Raw genomic sequence first — 21383 nt, 5'->3', positions numbered from 1 at the left:
CTAAATAAGCAATATCAGTTTTGGTATTATTTGTAACGAGGACTGATTATAGTAGGATAAAATGCGTAATATTAAGGAGTGACAGATGAACAGCAACTGGAAGATAAACAGAGTGGGGCTGGTAGATTTTTGGTATTATGATGACGAGGAATTTGTCTTTGATGATGGCAGAATGCTTTTAAGGGGTGCAAACGGTTCAGGCAAATCTGTAACAATGCAGAGCCTTATTCCTCTGCTTTTAGATGGCAACATGCGTCCTGAGAGGCTGGATGCCTTCGGTACAAGAGCCAGAAAAATGGAGAACTATCTGCTTGAAGAAGATGATGACAGAGAAGAACGCACAGGCTATCTTTATATGGAACTTAAAAGAGAGGAAAATGAGGAATATGCTTCCTTTGGTATAGGCATCAGGGCAAGGAGAAATAAACCTTTGGAAGTCTGGTATTTTCAAATTACAGACAGCAGAAGGATAGGAAAAGACATATTTTTATACAAGGAAATGGATGGCAGGATTACTCTCTCAAAAACTGAACTTAAGAATAAAATAGCAGAGGGTGGAAGGGTAATAGAGAGCCAGAGTGATTATTCAGCAGCAGTAAATAAAACACTTTTTGGGTTTGAAAATGAAGATGAATACAAGGAACTCATAGATATACTGATAAGACTTAGAGCACCTAAGCTTTCAAAAGACCTCAAACCTACACTTATAAGTGAGATTTTAAGCTCTTCTTTGCAGGCACTTTCAGATGATGATTTAAAGCCGATGTCAGATGCAATAGAGAAAATGGACGAGACCAAGTTAAACCTTGAAAATCTTAAGGAAAGTCTTGCTTCAGCCAGACAGATAGAAAAAGTTTATAAGCTTTACAATGAAGTCTTGCTTTTTAACAAGGCGGGTTTCCTCGTAGAGGCAGATGGTGATTATAAGAGGCTTAAAAAAGAAGAAACAGATAGTTTTAAAAGACTTGAAGATGTTAAGGAAAAAATTGAGTTAAAAAGCACGAAGATAAAGGAACTGGATAGTGAAGAGAATATATTAAAAGAAGAAAAAAATTCATTAGACAGTGATGAGATAGTAAAACTAAAGGAAAATGAGGGAAGGCTTGAGAATGAAATTAAGCTTTTTGAAAAGACAATAAAAGATAAAGAAGAGAAAGAAGAGGAGAAAAAAGAAAGAGAAAGAAGTTTACAAAAAGAAATCAGAGAAGATAAAGAAGAAGCAGATTCATTATGGAAATCCTGTGAAGCTACTCTTAATGATATGGAAGCAGAACTTGAAGCCGTACCTTTTGATGAGTTTGCTTTTATGAGAGATGAGTTTGTAAAAAATAAAAATGAGAACTATTCTTTTGAAGCTCATATTAAGACTTTTGAAGCCTATGTATCAAGAGCAAAGGAAGGAAAAAGGCTTTTAGAGGAAGAAAAAAATCAGAATGAAAAATATGACCGCATTCTTAAAACTTTTGATGAATATAAAAGTAAACAGGATGATTTAGAAAAGACTGAGAAGCAGTGTGATACTCTTTTCTTTGATGAAAAAGAAAGATTGACGGAAGAAATATATGTTTGGGAAAAGAAAAATGTTGAATTACATCCTGAAACAGAGATTTTGCAAAATATAGAAAGAGAAATAGAAAACTATGACGAGAATAAAAACTATTTTGACATAAAAAATATTGCAAAGCCTGCTTATGAAAAGGTTTCCGGAGAAATTTTTGAAGATAACATAAGAATTGAAAATGAGATTAAATCTCTTAGAAAAGAGATAAAAGAAAAAGAGGAAGAACTTGCAGAATGGCAAAATAAAAAAGATCCTGAGCCTGAAAGAAGCGAAAGTGTTATAAAAAACAGGGATAAACTAAAGGCAGAAGGTATTGAATACCTGAATTTTTATAAGACGGTGGATTTTGCTGCCAATATTTCAGAAGATGAAAGAAACAGTCTTGAAGAAACTCTGCTTGAAATGGGAATACTTGATGCAATTATAGTTTCGGGCAAGGACAGGGAGAGGATACTTGCCTTTGATAAAGGGCTTAGCGACAGGTATATATTTGATGATGTACAGGCAGTAAATGATAATATATTAAATAAATTTGAAATCGAAGAAGAATACAACAATATTTTTTCGAATTTTAAAATAACGGCTGCTCTTTCAGGCATTTCTCTAAAAAAATCTGAAAAGGGCGGAACTTGGATAGGTGAAAACGGAAGCTTTGGACTGGGCATAATAGAAGGAAAAACCACAGGAGAATATAAGGCAGGTTTTATAGGTAGTCTTTCGAGGGAAAACTACAGGCTTGCAAAAATAAATGAACTTGAAAATGATATAAAAGGCTTGCAAGAAGAAGTAAGGCTTAGAAAAGAAAAGATGATGGCGGTACAGGCAAGGAAAGAAGAACTTGTTAATGAATGGGAGAGCTTTCCAAAGCCTGACAGTATGAATACAGCCCTTATTGAATTAAATAAAGTAAGAAGCAGTCTAAAGGGGATTTTAGAGGATATAGCGAAGTTAAAGACAGAGCTTGACAGGGAGAAAAAGGCCTTGGATGAGATAAGGCTTGCCGCAAATGAAGCCTGCGGAAAATGCTATGTAAAGGCAAGGCTTGATTTATTTATACAACTTAACGAAGCACTTGATAATTACAGAGCTTTACTTATGGAACTGAGGGCTTCGCACAGGGAATACCTTAGTAGGCTGGAATTGATATGTTCTAAGGAAACCAACCTTGAGGAAGTAGAGGAATATCTTGAGAATATCCGTTATGAGCTATCACTGGAGAGAGCAAAACTAAGAGAAGCAAAAGCAAAGCTTGAGTCCATAAAGGAGCAGTTAAAACTTACCGACTACGACAAGATAAAAGACAGGATTGATTATATAGTAAGAAGGCTTAATGAAATACCTAAGGAAAGACAGAAAGTCTCAATAGAACTTGGCAGCAGAAAACAGGAAGAAACTGATCTTAGAGAAAAGCTTGAGGGATTTAAACCACTGCTTGAATTAAGCCTGAAACATAGGGAAGATATGAAGAGAGCCTTTGCCGACGAGTTAAGGCTTGGTTTGGTAGAAGTTATAAAACTTGATGAGGATGTACTAAGTACGGCAGAAAGGCTTAGGACCGGTCTAAAACAGGGAATAGGTGAAACAAAGCGGGAAGATATATTGGGTAAATTGCAGGAGAATTTCCAAAAATACAGAGGAGGGCTTGCAAGGTATAATATAAATATGAATCCTATTTTTACTGAGGAAGAAGTGGACTATGGCAGCAGTAAAAATGTGAAAAGACAGGAGATTTCTGCAAAATACAAGGGAAGCACAGTTAAGTTTGGAGGACTTGTAAGCGCACTTGATAGTGAAGTTTTAGAACTTGAAAATATTCTTAAAGAAAGTGACAGACAAATCTATGAAGATATCCTTATAGGTACTGTAGGAAGAAAGATAAGGGCAAAAATCCGTCGTGCTGAAAAATGGGTGGAAAAGATTAAACGGCTTATGGAATCTATGGAAACTTCCAGTGGTTTAACTTTAAGTCTTGCCTGGAAGCCTAAGAAGGCTGAAAAGGAAGAGGAGATTGGTACAAAAGTTTTAGTAGATATCCTTATGAGAGATGAGGAGATACTTAGACCTGAAGACTCTGCAAATCTGTCAGGACATTTTCGCTCTAAGATAAATGCTGCAAAGAAAACCGCAGAGGAGTCAGGAGGAATGAAAAGCTTTTATGCAGTAATAAGGGATATTCTTGACTATAGAAAATGGTATGAGTTTAACCTGATGTACCAAAGAGCAGGTGAAAATAAGAAAGAGCTTACAGACAGAGTATTTTTTACCTTTAGTGGAGGAGAAAAGGCCATGGCTATGTATGTACCTTTATTCTCAGCAGTTGTTGCCAAGTATAAGGGAGCTAGGGCGGATGCGCCATTGTTGGTAGCACTGGATGAAGCTTTTGCAGGAGTTGACGAAACCAATATTAGGGATATGTTCAGACTGATGTCGGAGTTTAAGTTCAACTTTGTGATTAATTCTCAGAGCCTCTGGGGAGATTATGACACTGTTCCGGCTCTTGCAATTTATCAACTTGTACGCCCTGAAAATGCAAAATATGTGACGGTAATCAGGTACAGGTGGAATGGAATAAGAAGAGAACTGGCAGATAATGCACGTGAAAGGGGTTAATCTTTGTCTGAGATAAATGAAGCGCTAGAGTATTTTAAGAAGAAATCTGTATATGAAAAACTTTTTAAGGTATTTAAGAAGAAGTATGAAAGTCTGGGGAAAATTTCCGGAACAGCTGTACTTACCGGACTTGACAGGGGAGAGAAACTTGATTTGTCAGATTTTTTGATGAAGGATTTTACAGAGGACAAAGAAGTAAGGGTTTCTGTAAAATTATTTGAAAAGGCTCTTTTAAAAAGTAAATTCAGTAATCTCACAACAGAGAATATACTTGCCTATTATTTTGGGGAAGAACTTCGTACTAAAAAAGAAAAGAACGAAGATGATGAGATTAGAAAGGCGGAATACCTTGCAGAACTCAAAAAATACACAGATAAAACTTATATAAAGGACTGGCTGCAGGGAGTATTTTATGGAAAAGCAGAGGGAGCAGGGCTTATTATAAGAAATTATAATACTGATAAAGAAGAACTTAAAAATACGATAATAAAACTTGTAAAGGCAATTCCGTTAATGCCTGATTTTACAAAAGGTGAAAAGAAAGAACTGCTGGCAGTATTTGCAGCAAAAACTACAGCCAATCCGCATTTCTTTGATGATGATACTATAGCACAGAGCCTGCTCATAGCATTTTTAAAAGATTATTATAAGTATGAATATGAAGACGGATTATCTGAGTCCGAGAATAAAAGCGATATTTTATTTAAGGCAGGAATTATAAAAGACAGCCTGTCCAATGATGTGATAGCTTACGGAATAAGAGGAAGATATCCGGATGGAAGCTTGCACCAGGGAATGGAAGGTTTTTTCACTCAGAAAGAACCGCTTAAACTAAGCCTGTTTACCTTGGGCAATTTGGAAGAAACATTTGCAACTAAGGATATTAAAAGGGTTTATATAATTGAAAATCCTGCTGTATTTTCGATACTTATAAGTCATTTTCCGGACAGAGCCTTTATATGCAGTTATGGACAGATAAGAAGGGCAGTTTTTATGCTTTTAGATTTATTTGATAAAAATATAACATTCTCATATGCAGGGGATTTTGACCCGGAAGGACTCCTTATAGCTGAAAAGCTTAAGAAAAGATATGGAGAAAGATTGACTTTTTGGAAGTATGAACCTGAAATTTACCTGAAATATATTTCGGAGAAAAAACTGACAGAACAAAGAATTAAGAAGTTAGACGGAGTTTCAGATATTACTCTTTTAAGGATTGCGGAACTTATTAGAAAAGAAAGGCGGGCAGTTTATCAGGAGAGTATGATTGGGGAATATTTAAGTTAAATATAGAATAACTCGGGAATTCTCATAAAGATAAAAGAAGTATAGGCGTAATGGGGAATTTACCTCAAGGTGGGATAGAATAAAGCATATTGCCAAACAGATAAATTTGACATATAATTAATGATAGATATACATTTGGGAGGTGATAGGATGAAATTTGTTCAAGCTCAGTTTTCACTTAAATATGAACCGCAGATTAAAATAAGAAGATCAGTGAATGATATTGAAGATTTTCTGCAAGAGCATTATGGAACTCCACAAACTATGCCTTTACCAGATGAATTTGCCCCGGAAGCTCCAAGGATTATTTTATATTCAAAGAATGGACATAGTCAGGTTAGTTTTTCGCAGATTGCAGTTGATCTTATGGTGAATTTTGATAATGAATTTTTAAATGATTTTAAAATGACACGAGAATATATCAAGAAGAGAATTAATATAATAATTGAATTGTTAAGAAAAATAAATATCAATGAATATCTTTTTTGTGGAATAACATATAATACTCATCTTGATATTTTAGAACAAAAGCCTACTGAATATATAAGAAAATTTTTGGGTGGAAATATTTTGCAGGATGACTTATATGAGGCATCACAAAGTATGGCATATGTAAAAAATGATAAATTTTTTATTAATCATCAAATTGGAACATATAAGGAATTTCAGGGAAGACTTGGAATTGTACCAAGTCTTTTCGAAGCTGATAATGCTGAGGTTATATCTGAAGGTGTTGCATTAGTATTAGACATTAATAACAGATATCAATATATATATAAAAATAAGAAAAACTCTATAAATGACTGTTCCAATGATATAGATAATATTTTTGAATTATTATGTGATAACATTAATAGATGGGAGTGATTTTATGTCACAAAGACAAATTGGAATAAATAAGAAATCAAGCATTAGTATAGTTGCGGTATTTGGGTTATTGACCATGTCTTCAAGTGTTGTAAGTAATTCTTTTGCAAATTTTAATATTAATAAAGATTATCATAGTGTGTATAATTATCTTAGTAATGAAAATAATCTATGTAATTCATCAATATTGTCCAAACAAGCAATAGGAGACATTGTTTCAGCTAATGAAGAAAAAGCTGACTATGAGGTGAAACATGAAAAACTTAATGTAACACTTAATATTGAAAAGGTTACTAAGCATGTATCACACTTTGAATTTGAGGAAGAATATGAGGAGATTTGATGGACTATCCGTGGTTTGAATTAAAAGAAAATAGCGATGATATTACTCAGGGTGATATAATTAAAGGCTGTCCTGTTCCGCTTCTTAAAGAGTTTGATATTAGTCAAGGTCAAAATGTAAAAGCTGAAATAAAAAAAATAGATGGAATTGTACTAACACAGGCTTGTGATATTGCCAATAAAAAGGTTGAAAATATTATTCTATGTGCAATTACGTCTAAGAGTGAATTCGAGGAAATACATATAGGGCTGGGAAAAACTGAAAAAGAAATAAGAAAAAATATTGATGGTATAATAAAGGGACAGCAAAATGCCTATCATATTATAAATAACTATAAATCTAATGAATTCTCGCAAGATTACTATATAGTTAATTTTAAGGATATATTTAGTGTTCCGGTTACTGTGGCAAGAGCAACAGCCCACAATAATGGAAAAAGATTAAGGTTGTGTCCACCGTATAGAGAGCATCTTTCACAAGCGTTTGCACGATATTTCATGAGAGTAGGACTTCCAATTAATATTCATATAGATTGATGTTGTAGTGTATTAAAACACCAAATGATAACAATCCACCCAAGCAGGAGGGTTTTCCTGCTTGGATGGATTGAGGTTATTTATGAATTTTTATGTAAATAATAATTGAGGTTTGAATTTAATAAGGAATCATCTCTGTGAATCCAAATTTTTCCTTAAATTTTTTTCCGAGCTTATCAGCTAAAGGCTGTGCTTCGTCCGTAAGTTTTTCGATTTTTTTATAGAGGGAATCTAGCTTGGAATTAAGTTTTTTGGTTGCTTTTTCAACCTTATCATACAACTTTTCATACTCTTTATTCAGTTCATCAAGCTCTTTCTCCGCCTTAATAAGTGTTTCTTTTTCCTCGTCGGTAAGAGCCTTTGAAGATTTGATAAACTCTATATTGTCATCTATTGCAAGCTCCTTATCGGTTGCCTTCTCATAAACCTTGTCCCAAAGTGACTGATGCTTATTTACAAGTTTGTCCAGCTTACCTTCTATAGCCCAGTTATTTGTAACTTTTTTAGCAATGCTGTTCATTTTATTATATGTGGCATCTATATCCTCACGTGCTTTTAAGATATTCTCATAAGCCTTTGTAAGCGATTTTTTCTCTGCCTTTGTAAGCTTGGTGTCTTTTTTTAGGAATTCAGAAAGAGCTTTGAGGCTTTCACTTTTACCCGGATAAGCGAAGAATTTCTTGTCTGTTTCCTTGAAATCAATATCCCCCGGATAAGCAAAGAAATCTTTGTCAGTTTCTTTTAAATCCATACTCTTATCAATAATTTTAGTTTCTGCAGGTTTTTTGGTATCTGCTGCTTTAACTGTACTTAAACCTGCTGTGGCTCCTGAAACTACTAAACTTCCCGCTACTAATAAAATTGCTAATTTTTTCATAATAAATACCTTCCTTCCATAATTAAGTTTTGTTATTAGTTTTTATAACTGATATCTTCTCTCTTTATCTGTGTATAGTATAACGCCTAAATCTAGGTAAAATCTCCTTAAAAGTGTAAGGAGTTTTAGGAAAAAGTGTGGGAAATTTGTGGCAAAGTAAATGTAAATATAGTTCCGTTTTCATCGGAAGCCGCTTCCAGTCTGCCTTTGTGCAGTTTTGCGATGTCGCTTGCCATAGAAAGTCCTATACCGAATTTACCGCCCTTTCCCTTGTAAAATCTCTCGAAAATATGTGGTAAATCCTCTTTTGCTATGCCGCTTCCATTGTCGGAAACCTTAATAATCACATCATTGCCGGAAATTTCACAAGAAAGCTTGATTTCTGACTTTGCATATCTTATCCCGTTTGACACAAGGTTTCCAAGCAGCCTGTCAAGTAATTTAACATCGGCGGAAATTACAGGTTCTGCCTTGGTTTCACATATAATATTTATATTATTTTCCTTAGCCATAAGCCTGAAATTATCGCTGACTTCCGCCATCAGTTCGGCTACATTTACATTTACAAATTCAGGCTCTGTAGTTTCCATCTTTGAAAGAAACAGAATTTCATTTATAAGTGAAGCCATTTTTTCACTTTCTTTAAGGATAACATCTGTAGCCTCATTTTCAGGGATTACATGGTATTTGATCCCCTCTGCGTAGCCCTGAATGGACATAAGCGGGGTCCTGAGTTCGTGTGAGGCATTTTGAAAAAATCTTTTCTGAACATTTTCGCTTTCTAAAAGCATATCAGACATTTCATCCACAGCAGTTATAACAGCTTCTATTTCAGAATAATCTGAAACAGGGCTTGCGGTCTTTTCCTTCTTATGCTTGCCTATGGAAAGCAGATAGGCTTTCAGCTTTTCAAAGTCCTTATTTACCCGCCTGGTAGTAAGAAAGAGGAAGAAAACCGAGCCAATACCTGATAGCACAAGGGCTACCATAAGTACAAGATTTACCTTATCTATAAAATTCTGTATAGGAGTAATATTGATATAAAAGAGCACATAGTAATTTTTGCTGTTTTTATCTGACTCATCAGGGATGAAAGCGCCGTCTTCCATAATCCCGATATAATTCTTTGCCTGAACAAGATAGAAATTATCATTTACATTCAGCTTATGAGGAGAATCCTTATAGGAATCGGGATTCTCTGCTATTATTTCAGATATTGTCTTGGCAATTTTAACTTCATATTCATAATACCAGGGTGAAGAAGGGAAGACGAGTTTGCCTTCAGTATCAACTACAAGGTGCATAACCGGTACTATGAAGGAAGTGTCTGAAAGCTCATCATCTATATTTACAACATTATCCTCTGTCTCAAAGGTAACATTTCCCATATTGTCCATTTCATTTTTTAGAGCATCACTGGTAAGTGAATTGATATACTGGTCTGAAATAACCTGAAACAGCAGAAAGACTGCAAGCAGGGAAAGCAGTACAATCAGTGAGGGTATTACAAAGATTCTGTGCAGGAGTTTTTTCTTTTTCATACCGCCTCCGACAAAGTTAGCTTAAAGCCAAAGCCCCAGATGGTTTCAATGTGGACTGTGCTTCCTGCATCTTTTAACTTTTTCCTCAGCCTCTTCATAGTATCGTCCGTAACCCTCGTTTCAACCTCGCTGTAACCCCAGATATCCAAAAGCAGTTTATCTCTTGAAACAGCTTTTTCAGGGGTAGCAAGCAAGAGAGAAAGCACCTGAAATTCAGTCTTGGTGAGCTTAACTTCATCCTCATGGACTTTGCAGGAAAATGAAGCATCATCGAGTGAAATGTCTCCGAAAGTCTTTGATTCTGTACTCTTTTCGCCTTCAGTTTTACCAAGTTTATTAAGAATGGCATTTACCTTCAAAGTAAGTTTTAGAGGTGAAAACGGTTTGGTTAGATAGTCATCACAGCCGGCAGTAAAGCCTGTCATAAAGTCTGCATCAGTATCTCTTGCGGTAAGCAAAAGAATAGTGATATCAGGGTGGGATTTCCTGATTTTGCTGCAGGCGGTAAAGCCGTCAATACCGGGCATCATTACATCTAAAACGACTATATCGGGTGTATCTTCTTCAAGTTTATCAAGCAGGGCATTTCCGTTTTCAAAAAGTTTTACCTCATGTCCTGCATCCGCAAGGAATTTGCCAAGCAGATCCCTTATATTTTTTTCATCATCAGCTATAAATATTTTTCCCATAGTAACTCCTTAGTTTTAAACCATGATTATTCACGCCATAGTTCACAGACATCTTATTCCGCATAGTACAACAGGATAAACTGTTTTCGGTCTGTGACTATTGGGTGATGTTACCAAACATCGGCAAAATATCGTAACTTCCAGTCTGTGGCTTGATTACGATATTTCACAAGATATTTCGTGAATAATTTGGATTAAGTTATTAGTACTATAGTGGCATATTTTTGAAGAAAATACAAGGAAGATAAGCTTTCTTCTTTATTAAGAAAAAATAAAATACATAGCTGTTATTGAATATAGGATATTCATAATGTATAGTAGGGTACAGGTATAAAAATCAGATGCAGGCTTACCTGCAAGATGATTTACTCCAAATTAATTGTGGGTTATTGTTTTTTGACAGGCTGATCGTATATGAAGAAGAATTATAAAGAGGGGATAGAAGATGAAAGCGGATAGAAATAAGACGATTGATATATCGGTAGAGGAAGGGAAGGAATATTTGAAAAGATGTATGGTTTTAGACAAAAAGGCAGAACTTTCAGAGATTTTAGATAAGACAATACTTGGAAATACCCTCGAAATCTTGAGCTTATTACCTGAAAACAGCGTAGATTTGCTTATAGTAGATCCGCCCTATAACCTTGACAAGGATTTTCATGGTAATAAATTTAAGAGAACCAGTGGTGAAATATATGAAGAATATACAGAAAGCTGGATAAAGCTTGTTAAACCGCTACTTAAAAAAAATGCAACTATCTATGTCTGCTGTGACTGGCTTTCAAGCTCTCAGATATTTATGGTACTTAAGGAGTATTTCCATGTGCAAAACCGCATTACCTGGCAGAGAGAAAAGGGAAGGGGAGCCCTTACCAACTGGAAAAACGGAATGGAAGACATCTGGTTTGCAACTAATTCTAATAAATATACTTTCAATGTGGAAGCTGTCAAGGTAAGGAGAAGCGTAATAGCGCCTTATAAGGAAGATGGGAAACCGAAAGACTGGGAAGAAACCAAGGAAGGTAGATTTCGCAATACCTATCCGTCCAATTTTTGGGACGATATTTCCATACCATACTGGTCAATGCCTGAAAATACAGCCCACCCTACGCAGAAACCTGAGAAGCTCTTAGCAAAGCTAATTTTAGCAAGTTCCAATGAAGGGGATGTTGTACTTGATCCGTTTTTGGGCTCAGGTTCTACCTCTGTAACGGCAAAGAAGCTTGGCAGGCATTATATAGGGATTGAACAGAATGAGCAGTACTGTGTATGGGCTGAAAAACGCCTTCATATGGCAGAAACTGATAAGACTATCCAAGGCTATGCAGACGGGGTGTTCTGGGAGAGAAATACCAACAGCTTGCAGAAGAAGTATAAAAAATAAAAATTATACTAAATTTCAAATTTACTTTTTATGAAAGATTAATGTGTTAAATACTAGACTATTAGTTGTAGTAAAGCAAATATATGTTGGTGGTGTATTTTAATGTGTTTATGAAGTGATTTGGTAATAAGCTGGTGACTTAATAAAATGAATTAGAAAATCTAATACTTATTGGATTAGAGATTTTGAGCAACTATATAGGTAGGAGGGCAAGGTGAAATTATCTAAAAAAATATTGTATTCTAATATATTTTTTCTGGTACTTCCATGTTTCTTTTTATTTTTATGGATTGTTATGTTAATACAGGAGGATAGTGAAAGAAAACTTGATGAGGCCAAGCTTTTATTATTGGAACGTATCAATGAAACGATATCGACAAACCTTAGAAATATACAAGTTTATTCCGATTTTCTATATGGAAATAAAGAATTAAATAAACTATTATCAATGAATAATTTTAATAATGAGTACGAAAGCCTCAAGACTGACAATCTTATAAAAAACAACCTTGTAAAGAATTTTGTTCTTTATGGAGATGATAATTATTATGTAGAAGTATTAGCAGAAAATGGGAAAAAATATTCCACTTTAAGTGATGATATCAAGGTAGATTTTTGTGATTTAAATAGCTTAAAAAGTGAGTTATGGTATATGAGGCTACGGGAAAATAGTAGAATATATTATATTCCCGAATATTATAACAAAGAGCTGTATAAAAAGGGAGCATATTCAATAAACTGTATGAGAATAATTAGGAACTTTAATAGTGGAAGAGAAATAGCACTAATGAATATTGTAATAAATAGAACCTATTTTGATAATTTATTTAATAAAAGTATTGATAATAATAAATATAGTATTGTTCTTCTTGATGAGAATAATAAAACTATAGAGGGTAGTGTGGATTTAAAACCGGATGACATCGGTTTAACTAATTTAGATTCTAAAAATAAGGGTTATTACAAGATAAAAGATAATAGTTCAAAGTTATTTTTTGTGACTAATGATATGACGTCATGGAAGCTTATCATGTATGAAAAAAATGTCAAGTTTGTTATTCCAAGTCCGGGTATTATCATTATTTTAGTATCTATGGGTTTCTTGGTATTATCAATTTTTATGTCATATTATAATTCTAAATATATAAACAAGTCTATCCAAAAGCTCAAAAGAGGTATGAATACGGTTTCGGTTGGAAATTTTAGCTTTAGAGCAGATGAAAATAGTGATGATGAGCTCGTTGAGTTAAGTGTTCAATTTAATAAAATGGTAAATAAAATTGAAGAGCTGATGTGCACTGTATCTAAGCAAGATGAAGAAAAAAGAGTATTAGAACTTAGGGCATTACAGGCTCAGATTAGTCCGCACTTTTTATATAATACTCTTGCCAGTATAAGGTTTTTAATAGATATGGGGACTCCGGAAAGAGCAGAAGAATGCTTGGTTGCATTGGCAAGACTATTAAATATAACTTTTTCAGATTATAGAAAATTAATACCTTTGAGAGATGAATTAGAAGCATTAAAAAATTATTTGATATTGATGCAAAACAGATATCAGGATAAATTTACTTGGGATATAGAAATGAAACCCGAAATGGATGAGTACCTAATTCCAAGGATATCTATACAGCCAATAGTTGAAAACACCATTTTACATGGCTTTTCTAAAAAAACAGATAGAGGACACATCATAATTAGTTTGAATAAGCTTGGCGACAGTTATACAATAACTATAAAGGATGATGGTATTGGAGCAAACATAGAGGAGATAGAGAAAAAAATAAGTGCCCCGGAAGAAGCTTTTGATAAGAAAAAAAGTGGCGGAATAGGTATAAATAATGTAGAAAAGAGAATTAAATTATTTTTTGGACAGAATTATGGGATTAAGGCATATAAGAATGATGAAGGAGGTTTATCATCAGTCATTACTTTACCAATAACAAATTGTAGTGAAGAAGGTAGATAAATATGAAAATACTTATAGTGGAAGATGAGGGGTTAACAAGAGAGTGGATAAAAAAGAAAGTTGAGGAAATAGACTCAGACTATAGGGCAGAATGTTTTGAAGATGCGATATCTGCTCTAGAATTTTTAAGGGAAAATTCAGTAGATGTTATATTTACGGATATAAGGCTTCCGATTATGAATGGACTGGAATTCTTAAATGAGATTCAGGAACGGAATATTGATGCCTACAAGATTATTTTAAGTGCATATGATGAATTTGATTATGCCAGAGAAGCAATGAAGATAGGGATTAAAGAATTTCTGCTCAAAACAGAAATAACCAAAGAAAAGCTTAAAGAGGTATTAAGCTCTGTTGAGAAGAGTATAAATTCTAAGAATACTGATGTTGCAGACTCAAATTCTATCTTATATTCTCCAAATGTAAAAATGTCTGATATATACAACTTTTTGGAGTTTTATGGTTTAAGTCGTGATATTAATAAAAAAATGTGTGTATTATTACACTTTGAGAAAGACATATCAAAAATCGAAATAGAGGATTTCATAAATCAGTACTTAGTACATAATGGGTTTAATGCCTGGCATGAAAAATCAGGATCATATGAATATATTATTATTTTTGATGTATCATTAAGAATGGAGCAGACAGCTAAATTGAAGTTTAGTTTAGACTCTTTTATAGGTAAAAATATATACATGGGAATAAGCTCTTTTGACCATGACGAATCTCTGATTGAAAAGAGAAATAAGAATCCTTTGGCAGAATTGCGCAGAAAAGCGGAGCTAGCCGTAGAGAATAGATTATTTTTTAGAGATACTTCGTATATTAACTACAGGGATATGTATGTTTTTAAAGAAGAAGATAGTTTAGAACTCTGCTTTAATGAAGAAAAACTTAATATACTAATATTAATAAATGAAAATAATTATAGGGTAGCATATTCTAAACTCAGTTTCCTATTTGATAAAGTAAAATCCAGTTCGTATCTTTCGGTAGGATACGTGAAGAATTTATTTAATGAGATTCTTAGGGCATATTACCATGCAGGCGAAGAACTTTTAGAAGAGGGAGATAAAGCAAAATATAGTGAATTAATGGAAAAGATTTTTGTCGGAAATTCAGAAAATATATATATCATAGAAGAGCAAATATTAACGTTAATTTCAGAGTTCACTAAAAAGACTGAGTCAAATATAGGTATTAGGAGATATTCAGAGACAACAACAAAGATATTAAGCTATATAAATGATAATTATAAGAGTCAGGCAATTGTAAGTGAATTGTCAAGCAAGCTATTTTTTAGCAGAAACTACATATCAGCGTTATTTAAAAAAGACACAGGTACTACAATAAGCAGATATATTACGGAGGTACGGTTATGTAAAGCAAAACAGTTGCTTTTGGGAACAAGTTTAAGCATATCAGAAATAGCATTGGACACAGGATATTTTGATATTTCGCATTTTAGTAGAGTTTTTAAAGAGGAATATGGTGATTCTCCATTGGAATATAGAAAGAAATATACAAAAACTTCATAGAAATATACAAATAATCAAAATTATATGAAAATATAAAGATACTAATAAGTTATATACAAAATGATGAGTAGATATGTAAAAGAATCTATCTTTAGTTTACTTTATAATATAAATAAAATTGTTCATTAATAACAGAATAATTTGAGTAAAAAGATGCTTAAGATAAGAAAGGGGAATCTTATGAAATTTAAAAAAATTATGAGCACATTACTTTCGCTTTCTCTAGCTTGTTCACTAGTTGCCTGTGGTACAGGAACAGATAAAGGAAGCAACAGTGCTAAGAGTACAACAAATTCAGGAAGTACTGTAGGTACAGCCAGTAAATCTGAAAATGAAAAAACAAAACTGACTTTTTTAAGAGTTGGGACAGAGCCTGAAAAGAAGGAGTATTGGGAAAATCTTATTAAAGAATATATATCAAAGCATACTAATATAGAAATTGAGTATCAGGAAGCAGGATATGGTGATGACTTTGAGACTAAACTTAATACGGGTTTTGCATCAGGTACTGCACCGGATATTATTAATTTTACTATGGCAAGCATGGGTACAAGAGTTCCTTTAGGACAATATGCAGCTTTAGATGAGTATGTGAATAAGTGGGAAGGTAAAGATGATTTTATGGATAACGCCTTGAAATTAGGTACTATCAATGGAAAAATTTATGGAATTGCAACTTTTCCTGACCCAAGAATACTTATATACAATAAAGAAATGTTTAAGGAAGCAGGCTTAGACCCTAATAAACCGCCTACAACTTGGGATGAATTACTTGAGTACCATAAAAAGTTGGTTAAAAAGGATGGTGATACTGTAGTCCAAACAGGATTTGGCGTACCTACCTCAGGCACAAATATGCAACATTATTTATCTGTTTTTGCAGAACAGAATGGACTTAAGAATCTGATTGATGAAGATGATAATACTATTCTGTTTAATAGGCCGGAAGCTATTGAAGCAGCAGCTTTCTTGAAAAAGATTGCAGATGCAGGAATCATTAAATGGGATAGCAATAATAGGGAACAGAATCCATTTGCAACAGGTATGGCGGCTATGACTCTTGGAAATACATCTGAGTTTTATAACTATAACAAGGGTGGTTTGGAAGGAAAACTGGCAATGGCAGCTCCAACATCAAAAGTAAAACAGGCAACATTCTGTGGAATGGGATTTATGTTTATGAGTGGAGAGACCAAACATAAAGATGAAGTTTGGAATTTTATTGCTTATGTTGCCGGTGCTGAAGAAATGTGGAATAGATATGAAAAACTTGGAGTTCCACCATTAAGAAAATCTTTAGAGAAAAAATTTGTGGATTTAGAGCCTGAGAACAATAAAGCAATATATGACTCAATTAATACCGGAACCGGCTCACCTAAAGTTGCATATGCAAACTCTGTTTATAATACAGTAAATGATGCAATGGAAAAAGTTATGTATGGAGTTGCAAGCCCTAAAGAAGCATTGGATGAGGCTGCCGAGACAATAAAACAGGAAATAAATAATCAATAAGTTTAGTTAAGCATAAGCAAATTATAATATGAATAAGGGGTATATTGTTAAAAGGAGAATATTTGGCAAGATACCCCTTTAGGAGTTTTTATGAAGATTAAACAAAAATATGATAATAGTGCATACTTGATGATATTGCCGGCATATTTAATATTTAGTGTGTTTGTGTTATTACCTGTATTCATAGTTGCGTATTACAGTATAACTAATTTCAATATGTACACAAAGCCGGAGTTAACAGGATTATCTAATTATATTGCCTTGTTTAAGGATAAAGATTTTTTAATAGCAGTCAAGAATACGTTAGTATATTCAGTATTAACACTTTTTCCGCAATTAGCAATAGGGTTGTTTATAGCAATATTACTTTATAGAAAATCAAAGCTATTACCATTTTTCAGAATATCATTTTATATACCCAATATAATGTCCATGGTATGTATATCGATGATTTGGCTTTGGATATACGATCCGACTTTTGGATTACTAAACATGCTTTTTAAATTATTTGGATTTTCTATACAGAGCTGGTTACAGGATCCAAAGTTGTCTATGCTTTGTATAGTTATAATGAGTATATGGAAAAACTGTGGTTATTCAATGGTAATATTTCTTTCAGGTTTAACAGGAATTCCTACAAGTCTATATGAGGCGGCCGCACTAGATGGTGCAGGATCATTTAGAAAATTTGTAAATATAACTTGGCCTATGTTACGACCTACCTTATTTTTCCTCTTAGTAACAGGACTGGTAAGCTCGTTTTCTGTGTTTGAACAGGTAAACATTATGACAGGTGGTGGACCATTAAAAACAACTACCACCATAGTTCACCAAATATACAGACGAGGATTCTTAGAGTTTAAGATGGGATATGCAAGTGCAATGGCAATGGTACTGTTAGCATTTTCTATATTAATAACTTTGATGGTATTTAAGTATGGTTCGGGTCATGATACCGATGTTTCTTAAGGAGGAAGTCTGATGCAAAAAAGGAATAATATAGTATGGATAATCGCCATGACGGCATTGTCACTTATTATGCTAATACCTATAGTGATGATGTTTTTAAGCTCGTTTAAGTCCTTAGATGAAATAAAATCTTCTGTGTTTCATTTGTTTCCAAAAGAATTTAGTCTAAAAAACTATAAAGATGCATTAGCGTCAGGAATGTGGTATAAATTCTTTTTTAATTCAGCAGTAATAACAATTGCGGCTGTGATCTTTTCTTTGCTTTTTAATTCTATAGCGGGTTATGCTTTTGCAAGGCTTAAATTTAGAGGTAGGAAAATCTTGTTTTTATTTTTGATGATAGGATTAATGATGCCTCCTCAGGTGACTATGCTTCCTACATTTTTGATTATGGCTAAGTTGCCTTTAGTTGGTGGAAACAACATATTTGGCCAGGGTGGGCAGGGACTGATAGACACATATTTAGGACTTATAATACCGTTAGTATCGGGTTCTTATGGTGTATTTTTGTGCAAACAGTTCTATGAAAGTTTTCCAAAATCATTAGATGAAGCTGCCACGATAGATGGTGCAGGTAAATGGAGAACTTTTTTCTTAATATATGTACCAAATTCAAAAACTATACTGGCTACACTGGGACTTTTAAAAGCAGTTTCTGTATGGAATGATTATATGTGGCCATTAGTTATGATAAAATCAGAGAACATGAAAACTGTTCAGCTTGCGCTCAGCATGTTTAAAACTGAAGGAGGAATTGAGTGGGGACAAATGCTGGCTACTTCGGTTATGGTGGCATTGCCTATGCTAGTAATTTTCCTTGTTACACAAAAATATTTTATAAATGGGATAGTAACTTCAGGATTAAAATAAGGGAGAAATATAATGGAAAAACCTAATATAATTTTCTTTTTTTCAGATCAGCAAAGAGCTGATACATTGGGAGTTTATGGCCAGGAATTGAATATAAGTCCTAATATAGATAGACTTTCTAGGGAAGGAGTGCTGTTTAAACAGGCATTTACTGCACAGCCGGTATGCGGTCCTTGCAGAGCTATATTTCAGACTGGTAAATATCCCACAGAGATAAACTGTTTTAGAAATGGACAATCTTTACCTCAAAATATAAAAACTCTTGCAAACTATATGGAAGAAGCAGGATATGAGAATGCCTATGTAGGTAAGTGGCATTTGGCCAGTGATCGTGTAAGTTATAGCATACCTGCAAATCCTGATTATGAGACAAGTGCTATACCTTTGGATAGAAGAGGTGGCTATAATGGTTTTTGGAGGGCATCGGATGTTCTTGAAGCTACATCACATGGTTATGATGGTTATGTTTTTGATGAAAATATGAATAAGATTGATTTTAGTGGTTATAGAGTCGATAGAATAACGGATTTTGCATTGGAATTTTTGGATAAATATGATGGCAAAAAACCATTTTTCTTGACTGTATCGCATATTGAACCACATCATCAGAATGATAGGGAAGATTATGAAGGTCCGGATGGTTCAAAGGAGAGATTTAAGGATTGTAAATTGCCGAAAGATTTAGAGATTTTAGGTGGCGATGCAAAGCAAATGTATCCTGATTATTTGGGATGCTGTAAGAGCCTTGACGATAATATGGGTAGATTGATTGAAAAGTTAAAAGAAAAAGGATTATATAATAATACTGTAATAATTTATTCATCAGACCATGGTTCACATTTTAAAACCAGAAATAGAGAGCCTTATTTGAAAGGTTTTGATGATTACAAGAGAACTTGTCATGATTCGGCATTAAAGGTACCATTAATCATATCAGGGGGCATCTTTAAAGGTGGGAAAGTTGTAGAGGAAATAGTATCTACATCATCTTTACCTAAGACAATCATAGCTATGGCCGGAGTGGATGTAGGTGATAAGATGATAGGAGAAAATTTAAGTAATCTACTGGATAAAGAAATTGATGAAAATAAGGTGATTTTTGCTCAAATCAGTGAGAGTAGAGTAGGAAGGTGCATAAGAACAAAGGACTATTTATATAGTGTGTATGCCCCAGATTGTAACGGATGGGATGAGGGAACAAGTTATAAATATGAGGAAGAATTCTTATATGATTTACGTCAAGATCCATATGAGTTAAACAATCTTATAGACGATAAAACTACATTAGATATAAGGAAAGAATTATCAAAGAAATTGATTAAACAAATGGAACTTGCAGGAGAAAAGAATGTAAGAATAATAATCAAGGAATAAGTATGAAATTATTGCAGCAATGAGAGAAGAGTCATTGCTGCAAGTTTTTTACATAAGTAGTTAGATTGCGTTACTTCTTCACCAAACAATGCAGGTATTCAGTAACTCCGCTTCCTGCAATCTTCCTATTCTCATCTTTGTCAGCCTTAAACCTCTTATGTTCTTTTGTGAATACACTGTATTTTCCGTAGCCGGACATAATTTTACTGATTGGATTGGCTAAGATTTGTTAAACTTTGAGCTGAATTACAAAATTCCGATAAGGTTATTTCATCTGACAAATATTTTTGTAATAAATTTCCCATTTCTGAGATATCCCTCATTGGCTGTGAAGACAAGGGTCTTGCTTTAAGCTGGATATCTCTTACATATTTACGTATAATATCAAGATCGGGAACAGAAATATCTTCGGTTAAAATAACATCGGTTCTGGCCGGGATTTGTTTCATTGCCTTGCTGTAAGCTATGCTTCCTTCTTTTCCTGAAATGTATTTCAGAAAACGCTTTGCAGCAGCTTTATTTTTTGAAGACTTATTTAATACATACTGCCAAGTCGCGATATTAGTGGAAGCCTTTTTAAAGATAGGAAGTTTGGCTATATGTATTTCATTTTTGCTATATTTTCCTGAATTGTAAAAAATATTCATTGCTCCGCTGTACATAAACACACAGCCGTACTTTCCGTCTATAAACTTTTGCTCCATCTGCTCATAGCGGTCTATCATCTGACTTCCGGGTGTTTTGCCTGATTTCAACATATCATGAAGGAAACGAACCGCAGCCTTTGTATCGGGATTGTTCCAGTCATAGTAGTTTCCGCCGAACATATTTATAAATTGTGATAAGTCATTGTAGATATAGGTTTCTTCCCACGCACTACCGTATCCATAGGTATTAGAGGCATATTTCTGGCTTAAAAATACAGAAAAATCATCTAAGTTTTTAATGCTTTTAAGTCCCGAGACCTTTAAGTATTTTTCGTTTACCCACAGCATCATAATATCCATCAGATAAGGTACGGAAAAAATATTTCCTTTGCATGTGGCTATTGATTGTATATAATCTGTTGGGTATGCTTGCAGAGTTTCTTTTGTCATGACATCATTTAAAGGTTCAAGATAACCTTTATACTTAAATTCACTTACCATTTCGTCATTAACGGAAATTAAATCTATAGCTGTATTTCCTGATGCGAGAATTGTAGCAACTTCGGCTTGTCTGTTATTTGCATCTGAAGGGCAGGGAATCAGGTTAATCTTAATGTTTAATTTATGAGAAGCTTCGTCAATATAATTCCTAAAATCATCATTTTCTGCTTCAATATGCATGACAGTTATCTCATCCTTATAGGGAGGCTCTGATGATACTTTGCCGGTACGAATATCCGGATTGCCGCAAGAGGTTAAACCTATTGTTATAAAAAGCAGCAGACAGAGAAATATTTTTTTCAAAT

At 33.9% G+C, this 21383-nt stretch carries 17 protein-coding genes; 12 read left to right on the top strand and 5 right to left on the bottom strand.

Annotation, left to right across the window (positions count from 1 at the left end; genetic code table 11):
- Positions 1–85: 85 nt before the first annotated feature.
- From GCWU000282_RS10030 to GCWU000282_RS10010, 5 genes are all read left to right on the top strand, one after another.
- Entirely contained in the window at positions 86–4171 is a 4086-nt protein-coding gene (locus GCWU000282_RS10030) for a TIGR02680 family protein (protein WP_023355001.1), read from the top strand.
- Between the two features lie 3 nt (positions 4172–4174).
- Positions 4175–5458, top strand: a complete 1284-nt coding sequence (locus GCWU000282_RS10025; protein ID WP_023355000.1) for a TIGR02679 domain-containing protein — start codon at positions 4175–4177, stop codon at positions 5456–5458.
- 150 nt (positions 5459–5608) lie between these two features.
- Entirely contained in the window at positions 5609–6325 is a 717-nt protein-coding gene (locus GCWU000282_RS10020) for a hypothetical protein (protein WP_035040226.1), read from the top strand.
- 4 nt (positions 6326–6329) lie between these two features.
- Complete coding sequence (locus GCWU000282_RS10015) at positions 6330–6668, top strand: hypothetical protein (RefSeq protein ID WP_035040224.1); 339 nt, start codon at positions 6330–6332, stop codon at positions 6666–6668.
- Entirely contained in the window at positions 6668–7204 is a 537-nt protein-coding gene (locus GCWU000282_RS10010; protein WP_023354997.1) for a hypothetical protein, read from the top strand. Before GCWU000282_RS10015 ends, GCWU000282_RS10010 begins: the two co-directional genes overlap by 1 nt.
- A 118-nt stretch (positions 7205–7322) precedes the next feature.
- Here the strand turns inward: GCWU000282_RS10010 and GCWU000282_RS10005 are convergent, their stop codons facing one another.
- The 3 genes from GCWU000282_RS10005 to GCWU000282_RS09995 all read right to left on the bottom strand — a co-directional run bounded on the left by GCWU000282_RS10005 (position 7323) and on the right by GCWU000282_RS09995 (position 10311).
- Positions 7323–8081 carry a coiled-coil domain-containing protein gene (locus GCWU000282_RS10005; RefSeq protein WP_023354996.1) on the bottom strand — a complete coding sequence of 253 codons (759 nt, stop codon included), beginning with the start codon at positions 8079–8081 and terminating at the stop codon, positions 7323–7325.
- A 125-nt stretch (positions 8082–8206) separates the two neighbouring features.
- Positions 8207–9622 carry a sensor histidine kinase gene (locus GCWU000282_RS10000; RefSeq protein WP_023354995.1) on the bottom strand — a complete coding sequence of 472 codons (1416 nt, stop codon included), beginning with the start codon at positions 9620–9622 and terminating at the stop codon, positions 8207–8209.
- On the bottom strand, positions 9619–10311 hold the full coding sequence (locus tag GCWU000282_RS09995; protein ID WP_023354994.1) for a response regulator transcription factor: 693 nt from the start codon (positions 10309–10311) through the stop codon (positions 9619–9621). Before GCWU000282_RS09995 ends, GCWU000282_RS10000 begins: the two co-directional genes overlap by 4 nt.
- Positions 10312–10756: 445 nt before the next feature.
- Between GCWU000282_RS09995 and GCWU000282_RS09990 the strand changes: the two genes are divergently transcribed.
- The 7 genes from GCWU000282_RS09990 to GCWU000282_RS09960 all read left to right on the top strand — a co-directional run bounded on the left by GCWU000282_RS09990 (position 10757) and on the right by GCWU000282_RS09960 (position 19930).
- Positions 10757–11695: a DNA-methyltransferase gene (locus GCWU000282_RS09990; RefSeq protein WP_023354993.1), complete on the top strand. Its 939-nt coding sequence runs from the start codon at positions 10757–10759 to the stop codon at positions 11693–11695.
- Positions 11696–11909: 214 nt separating this feature from the next.
- Complete coding sequence (locus GCWU000282_RS09985) at positions 11910–13664, top strand: sensor histidine kinase (protein ID WP_035040220.1); 1755 nt, start codon at positions 11910–11912, stop codon at positions 13662–13664.
- A gap of 2 nt (positions 13665–13666) precedes the next feature.
- Complete coding sequence (locus tag GCWU000282_RS09980; RefSeq protein ID WP_023354991.1) at positions 13667–15205, top strand: response regulator transcription factor; 1539 nt, start codon at positions 13667–13669, stop codon at positions 15203–15205.
- A 180-nt stretch (positions 15206–15385) separates the two neighbouring features.
- Positions 15386–16717: an ABC transporter substrate-binding protein gene (locus GCWU000282_RS09975; RefSeq protein ID WP_051384171.1), complete on the top strand. Its 1332-nt coding sequence runs from the start codon at positions 15386–15388 to the stop codon at positions 16715–16717.
- Between the two features lie 90 nt (positions 16718–16807).
- Entirely contained in the window at positions 16808–17686 is an 879-nt protein-coding gene (locus GCWU000282_RS09970; protein ID WP_023354989.1) for a carbohydrate ABC transporter permease, read from the top strand.
- 12 nt (positions 17687–17698) lie between these two features.
- Positions 17699–18556, top strand: a complete 858-nt coding sequence (locus GCWU000282_RS09965) for a carbohydrate ABC transporter permease (RefSeq protein WP_023354988.1) — start codon at positions 17699–17701, stop codon at positions 18554–18556.
- A 12-nt stretch (positions 18557–18568) separates the two neighbouring features.
- Positions 18569–19930: a sulfatase-like hydrolase/transferase gene (locus tag GCWU000282_RS09960; RefSeq protein ID WP_023354987.1), complete on the top strand. Its 1362-nt coding sequence runs from the start codon at positions 18569–18571 to the stop codon at positions 19928–19930.
- A 70-nt stretch (positions 19931–20000) separates the two neighbouring features.
- On the opposite strand, the gene GCWU000282_RS17280 is transcribed toward GCWU000282_RS09960, so the two are convergent.
- Positions 20001–20129, bottom strand: a complete 129-nt coding sequence (locus GCWU000282_RS17280; protein ID WP_023354986.1) for a hypothetical protein — start codon at positions 20127–20129, stop codon at positions 20001–20003.
- Between the two features lie 4 nt (positions 20130–20133).
- Entirely contained in the window at positions 20134–21381 is a 1248-nt protein-coding gene (locus GCWU000282_RS09955; protein WP_023354985.1) for an ABC transporter substrate-binding protein, read from the bottom strand.
- Positions 21382–21383 lie beyond the last annotated feature (2 nt).

It is taken from the genome of Catonella morbi ATCC 51271 (genome assembly GCF_000160035.2).
Taxonomy (GTDB): Bacteria; Bacillota; Clostridia; order Lachnospirales; family Lachnospiraceae; genus Catonella; species Catonella morbi.
Note: the sequence above shows the minus strand (reverse complement) of the source record. Positions and strands in the feature narration are given on the sequence as shown.

Coding starts and splice junctions, on each gene's coding strand:
- GCWU000282_RS09970 (WP_023354989.1), top strand. CDS start 16,808: ATGAAGATTAAACAAAAATATGATAATAGTGCATACTTGATGATATTG.
- GCWU000282_RS09960 (WP_023354987.1), top strand. CDS start 18,569: ATGGAAAAACCTAATATAATTTTCTTTTTTTCAGATCAGCAAAGAGCT.
- GCWU000282_RS10000 (WP_023354995.1), bottom strand. CDS start 9,622: ATGAAAAAGAAAAAACTCCTGCACAGAATCTTTGTAATACCCTCACTG.
- GCWU000282_RS10005 (WP_023354996.1), bottom strand. CDS start 8,081: ATGAAAAAATTAGCAATTTTATTAGTAGCGGGAAGTTTAGTAGTTTCA.
- GCWU000282_RS09975 (WP_051384171.1), top strand. CDS start 15,386: ATGAAATTTAAAAAAATTATGAGCACATTACTTTCGCTTTCTCTAGCT.
- GCWU000282_RS09965 (WP_023354988.1), top strand. CDS start 17,699: ATGCAAAAAAGGAATAATATAGTATGGATAATCGCCATGACGGCATTG.
- GCWU000282_RS10020 (WP_035040226.1), top strand. CDS start 5,609: ATGAAATTTGTTCAAGCTCAGTTTTCACTTAAATATGAACCGCAGATT.
- GCWU000282_RS17280 (WP_023354986.1), bottom strand. CDS start 20,129: ATGTCCGGCTACGGAAAATACAGTGTATTCACAAAAGAACATAAGAGG.
- GCWU000282_RS10010 (WP_023354997.1), top strand. CDS start 6,668: ATGGACTATCCGTGGTTTGAATTAAAAGAAAATAGCGATGATATTACT.
- GCWU000282_RS09995 (WP_023354994.1), bottom strand. CDS start 10,311: ATGGGAAAAATATTTATAGCTGATGATGAAAAAAATATAAGGGATCTG.
- GCWU000282_RS10015 (WP_035040224.1), top strand. CDS start 6,330: ATGTCACAAAGACAAATTGGAATAAATAAGAAATCAAGCATTAGTATA.
- GCWU000282_RS09990 (WP_023354993.1), top strand. CDS start 10,757: ATGAAAGCGGATAGAAATAAGACGATTGATATATCGGTAGAGGAAGGG.
- GCWU000282_RS09980 (WP_023354991.1), top strand. CDS start 13,667: ATGAAAATACTTATAGTGGAAGATGAGGGGTTAACAAGAGAGTGGATA.
- GCWU000282_RS10030 (WP_023355001.1), top strand. CDS start 86: ATGAACAGCAACTGGAAGATAAACAGAGTGGGGCTGGTAGATTTTTGG.